Source organism: uncultured Marinobacter sp. (genome assembly GCF_963974375.1).
Lineage (GTDB): Bacteria > Pseudomonadota > Gammaproteobacteria > Pseudomonadales > Oleiphilaceae > Marinobacter.
Genome location: NZ_CAXBDN010000312.1, coordinates 1 through 4,490, shown reverse-complemented (window position 1 = coordinate 4,490; position 4,490 = coordinate 1). Strand labels below are relative to the sequence as shown.

9 protein-coding genes are annotated in these 4,490 nt (G+C 47.1%); 3 read left to right on the top strand and 6 right to left on the bottom strand.

What is annotated here, in order from left to right:
• From AAC035_RS18985 to AAC035_RS18975, 3 genes are all read left to right on the top strand, one after another.
• Positions 1 to 330, top strand: a 330-nt coding sequence (locus tag AAC035_RS18985; RefSeq protein ID WP_339806677.1) for a hypothetical protein, incomplete at its 5' end; no start/stop codon positions are given.
• Positions 327 to 692, top strand: coding sequence for a hypothetical protein (locus AAC035_RS18980; protein ID WP_339806676.1), 366 nt, complete (start codon positions 327 to 329; stop codon positions 690 to 692). The genes AAC035_RS18985 and AAC035_RS18980, both read left to right, overlap by 4 nt.
• Before the next feature lie 22 nt (positions 693 to 714).
• Positions 715 to 1,584 carry a hypothetical protein gene (locus AAC035_RS18975; RefSeq protein WP_339806675.1) on the top strand — a complete coding sequence of 290 codons (870 nt, stop codon included), beginning with the start codon at positions 715 to 717 and terminating at the stop codon, positions 1,582 to 1,584.
• Between the two features lie 408 nt (positions 1,585 to 1,992).
• On the opposite strand, the gene AAC035_RS18970 is transcribed toward AAC035_RS18975, so the two are convergent.
• From AAC035_RS18970 to AAC035_RS18945, 6 genes are all read right to left on the bottom strand, one after another.
• Positions 1,993 to 2,433 (bottom strand): hypothetical protein, encoded by a 441-nt coding sequence (locus AAC035_RS18970; protein ID WP_339806674.1) that lies wholly within the window; start codon positions 2,431 to 2,433, stop codon positions 1,993 to 1,995.
• Positions 2,424 to 2,753 (bottom strand): hypothetical protein, encoded by a 330-nt coding sequence (locus AAC035_RS18965; RefSeq protein ID WP_339806673.1) that lies wholly within the window; start codon positions 2,751 to 2,753, stop codon positions 2,424 to 2,426. The genes AAC035_RS18970 and AAC035_RS18965 overlap by 10 nt, the downstream gene beginning before the upstream one ends.
• Entirely contained in the window at positions 2,750 to 3,541 is a 792-nt protein-coding gene (locus tag AAC035_RS18960) for a hypothetical protein (RefSeq protein WP_339806672.1), read from the bottom strand. Before AAC035_RS18960 ends, AAC035_RS18965 begins: the two co-directional genes overlap by 4 nt.
• A gap of 12 nt (positions 3,542 to 3,553) precedes the next feature.
• Positions 3,554 to 3,814, bottom strand: a complete 261-nt coding sequence (locus tag AAC035_RS18955) for a hypothetical protein (protein WP_339806671.1) — start codon at positions 3,812 to 3,814, stop codon at positions 3,554 to 3,556.
• Positions 3,801 to 4,196 carry a hypothetical protein gene (locus tag AAC035_RS18950; RefSeq protein WP_339806670.1) on the bottom strand — a complete coding sequence of 132 codons (396 nt, stop codon included), beginning with the start codon at positions 4,194 to 4,196 and terminating at the stop codon, positions 3,801 to 3,803. The genes AAC035_RS18955 and AAC035_RS18950 overlap by 14 nt, the downstream gene beginning before the upstream one ends.
• Positions 4,197 to 4,203: 7 nt before the next feature.
• The coding region (locus AAC035_RS18945) for a hypothetical protein (protein ID WP_339806669.1) at positions 4,204 to 4,490 on the bottom strand (287 nt) is incomplete at its 5' end.

The following is a 4,490-nucleotide window of genomic DNA, read 5'->3' as shown; positions in this document are numbered from 1 at the left end:
ACATACAATGAGATCGAGATAAGCGGATCAGAAGCACAACAGAAACTTGCGGATAACTGGAAATGGAACCCGTGGCTAATCAACGACGTTACTCTGATTATTTCCAGGTCAATCGGCTCATCTCAGACAATTCAGGAAAAAGATTTTCATTCTCTGGCGTGGTCAACTCCGACCGGAGAAACAGATGTAATCGTGGAGGTCCGAGACGGGAACCAATCACTGTTGATAAATCTTGACATCTGGCGGCCACATCGGGAGCAACTCGCGTTGGAGGGTCTTGCAGCCAGATATTCTCTCGTTTATAGCGAGTTCAGCGAGGAAAACCAATGAATGATGAACGAATTACAACGACTGAGGAAACTGACAGCGATGATGCCTGGAATCATCAGCTTGAGCTTGAGGAGCGAAGGCGCAGGGAGTCAGAGGAAATAACGCCAGAAATTCAGGAAGTGATCGAGACATTATCGAAAACCATCGCCCTGTTATCTAATGTTCCGAGAAAGGAATATCCCGTCATTGCTGATCTGCATGACAGGCTGGCGATTGAAAGAGAATTTCTAAGGACAAAGCAACAACTGACGCTCAACAACCTGGTGAAAACAGCACGACGACTGCTCCACGACCATGAATCTAAAGCACTCCTGAGTCATCAAGACTGGGAAAAAATGCAGTATTACGTGAACGGATATTAAACCCGACAGCGAGGAAATCAAAATGGAAAACCAATTACAAAGATCAATGCTGAAAGCTGCGGTCAATGGCTTTTACAGCATCCAAAAAACCCGCATCAGGGTTGGCAATAACATTGTCAGCAACTTCAAGGTCAAAATCGGTCAAGAACCGAGCCAACCTGAAGATGCCCTGGATGCAGACTCTAAACGTCTGCTGAAAAGCCTTCGGGAATCTTACAAGAAGATAACGGACGGTGTTGCGACCATGACCCCGCGCCGATTCAAAGAGGACGGGCTGATAAGTGACTTCTCTGAGTTTGCATTAGTTCAGCAATACGACAGGCTGGTGACCAATGAGGATGAAGCCCTGAAGCAACTCAAGTACGCTGTGAGAGACTTCGACATCTACAGAAACTTCTTGGAAGATGTGAAGGGTGTTGGCCCGACTATGGCGGCAGTAATAATCAGTGGGTTCGATATTCACAAGGCCGAGTATCCATCTAGCCTCTGGGCCTATGCAGGGCTGGATGTGGTCAAGGGCGCAGGGCGCTCAAGAAAGAAAGAACACCTGGTAGAGCAAACCTACACTGACGCTGAGGGCAAGGAACAGAAGAAGATGGGGATTAGCTTTAACCCCTTCTTAAAAACCAAGCTGATAGGTGTGCTGGGATCATCGTTTGTAAAAACGAACGGCAAGTACCGTGAGATATACGACAACTACAAGCATCGGATCAGCAATATGCCAGCCCATGCCGAGAAATCAAAGGGACACATCAACAACATGGCTATACGATATACGGTCAAACTCTTTCTGGTTGACCTGTATTACAACTGGCGCAAGCTGGAAGGTCTGCCCGTAGCGGCTGAGTACAGCAAGGCCAAGTTGAAGATGATTCACGGTAAGGCCGCATGATTTTTAATTTGCCATATCAACGAAGAAACCCAGGGTATCGTAGCGAGCCAGACGACGAAAGAAACCCAAAACATATAAGCGAGCCATTACACATGATTGAAACCCAGAAGGAATGAGCGAGCCAAACAGCTTAATAAACCCATATGTACGGAGCGAGTCAGTCTTGACGAGAAAACCACAGGCGCAAAGCGAGCCAAAATCCATTAGAAGACCAGAAGTGTTAAGCGAGTCACGCTATGGTGAGCAAGAAACCCATCACCAGCAAGCGAGCCAGATTAGGGTAGAAACCCATTAATCAAAAGCTAGCCACTAAGTTATAGAGACCCAGAAAAACAAAGCGAGCCAAGATTATATATGGACCCATAGGAACCAAGCGACCTTAAAAAGAGCAGCCTAGCTGCTCTTTTTTTATTCCGGGCCAGGTGGTTTTGGCGGCGGGATGATAAATCCCATTTCGGCTGACTCTCTTATCAGCGTTTCAATCAGGTCTGAATAAGAGCTTTTGCTTTGGTCCGCTGACCTTTGAACCGGACGATTCATCACACCAAATTTAGTCTCGACCTGTTCGCTGCCATAAGTCCTCGACAACATAATTTCATGGATTTCATCAGGGGTATTGCCTGTAAACTTGCCGAACTCCCTCGCCCATTTCCGGTAATATCTTTCCTGTGATTTGGTTCTTTCATCTCGGACCGGCTCAATCGAGAATATAACGCCCTTTTCCTTCAGTCTCGGCATCATGTGCCGGATCGCAGGAATCTTGTCAGGAAACCGCCCAGCCAGTGCCATCAACAGTTTATTGAAGATGGCCTGGTGAGCTTCTGGATCAATCTGAAATCTTAGTCCCACGGGTCTTTGCCAGAATCGACCGGCGGTGGCGGAGGGGGTGGCGGAGCTTCGTTACTGTTGTCTACGGAAGCCACAGCATCTTGATGTTCCTTTGAGACATACGCCTCGGCTGTAAGATACTGATAACGCTGACCATTGCTCTGTGCAGTACGATCCCATGCTGCTATCTGTAGCTTGATCTCCGGCACTCCGGCCTTCGCCTGGTTCACCAGCATCCTGAGAACATCACGAGTGATCTCGATGTGGCCCTTTACATCGGGCTGCTTATCGCTGGTTTTGTTGTGCTGCCACAACCCACCTTTCGTTTTTGGAAAGTTCATTCTGTCTCCTTCTCGGTTAAATTATCTTTGAGTTTTACAAATCCTTCTCGCAACTGCTCGTACTGCTCATTCCAGTCCCTGTCGAGAACATCAACGGTCGCTTTGTTGGCCCTGTAAAAATCCTTCAACTGGTCTGGTGTTTCAGCAAATTCCGTTGCCAGTTCAAGCATTATAGTGACCAGCCCTTCTGCGCCATCCTTGCTGGTAATTTCTCCCATTTCGCCAAATGTGTAGTCCTCGATGTCTTTTGTTTCTGGACCTGGCTCTGGTTTAGGTTCTGGTTCAGACTCTGCCTTTGCCTTTGGTTTAGCCTTTGGTTTAGCCTTTGGTTTAGCCTTTTTCTTTGCTGCTGGCTTCTCAGGCTTCGGTTCTGGTGCTTCTGCCTTGTCATTGATGGCATGGTTCACTTCATCAAAAGAAGCGTAGTTACCGCCTGACAATCCGCAAGCACTCAACGCCCTGCCAATACTGCTGGTAAGACAGTTCTCAACCGCACTGGTCTTGTTGACTGGACCGCTGGCCCTGTATTCTTCTGCAAAATCATTGGCAATAACTCGCCATGATCCATCGACAAATACGCTGATAGAGGTCTCTGCCAGAACTTTAGTATCATCTGCAACATGAATCGTGGAGATAATCTTGCCATCATCGCCGTAGGTTTCCCGAAAAATCTGGACTCGCGTATGCACTTCCGCGTAACGCTTACCCCTGATGTCAACCTTTTCCGAGTCGGGTAACTCAGACATCTTGACAACGGCTCCTACAAGCCTGTTTTGTTCCTCGCTCACTTTACTTTCTCCTTACTGGTTAAATTTTTCTTTCGCTTGTCTGATAATAATTTCTGCTAATTCTTTGACTGCAAGTTGCTCAAATACCAGGAAACTGATATCGGTCACATGGTGTTTGTTCATGGTGATCTGCACATTATCGCCTACCAGCTTCATACCCAGATTCACCGTTTTGAATCTAGGATCAGCCCACAGGCCCAGCATCTTGCGCTCTATCTCATCCTGCCCGTGAAACTCTATACTGATAGATTTATCTAAATCAAAGGATGCCATTTCTGATTGCCTGAAACTGATCGCACCATTTAGCCACACCGCAGTAATCACCCTCGCATCGCACGTTCTTTCCTTTGCGTTCCTCGATGCAATGCTTGTTGTCCAGCTTCTTGTCGTCAAAGTATTGCTGTGCTTCTTGTTCCGATGAAAAGACGCGCATGGCTCGCTTATTAACAATCTTCTTGACTGCCCATGTGGACGGTCTGGCCCATCGCTCAAGGTCAGAACAAAGCGGCAGATCGCCGCCAGTTAGTCTCTCGTACTCGGCATCCTGGTGTAGCTTGACGCGAGCAGCAATGTATTGATCCTGCTGTTCGTCACTCCACAACTCAATCGGAATGATAGTAATTGGTGCTTCCGGATAGGGGTTATTCGTTTTCATCAATCACCTACAACTCAAGTAAAATTCTGCGATGTTTTTTTCTGACCTCATCGTCACTGTATTGCGATATGATTTCATCTTTGACGTAGTGCAATAAATTTTTGCTGCTGAGTGATTGGATGTATTCAGCCTCCTCCTCGGCAAGAACATCACGCATCTGGTCAATCGTCGTGGTGACAGCTTTTTCCCATTTTGGAATAGACTCTGTCTCCATGAGCGCGAGGTCTCTCTCTTCTTCGTGCATTTCTTTTTCGGTTTTCATTCCGCCTCCTTTCTGAGCCATATAATTGATTC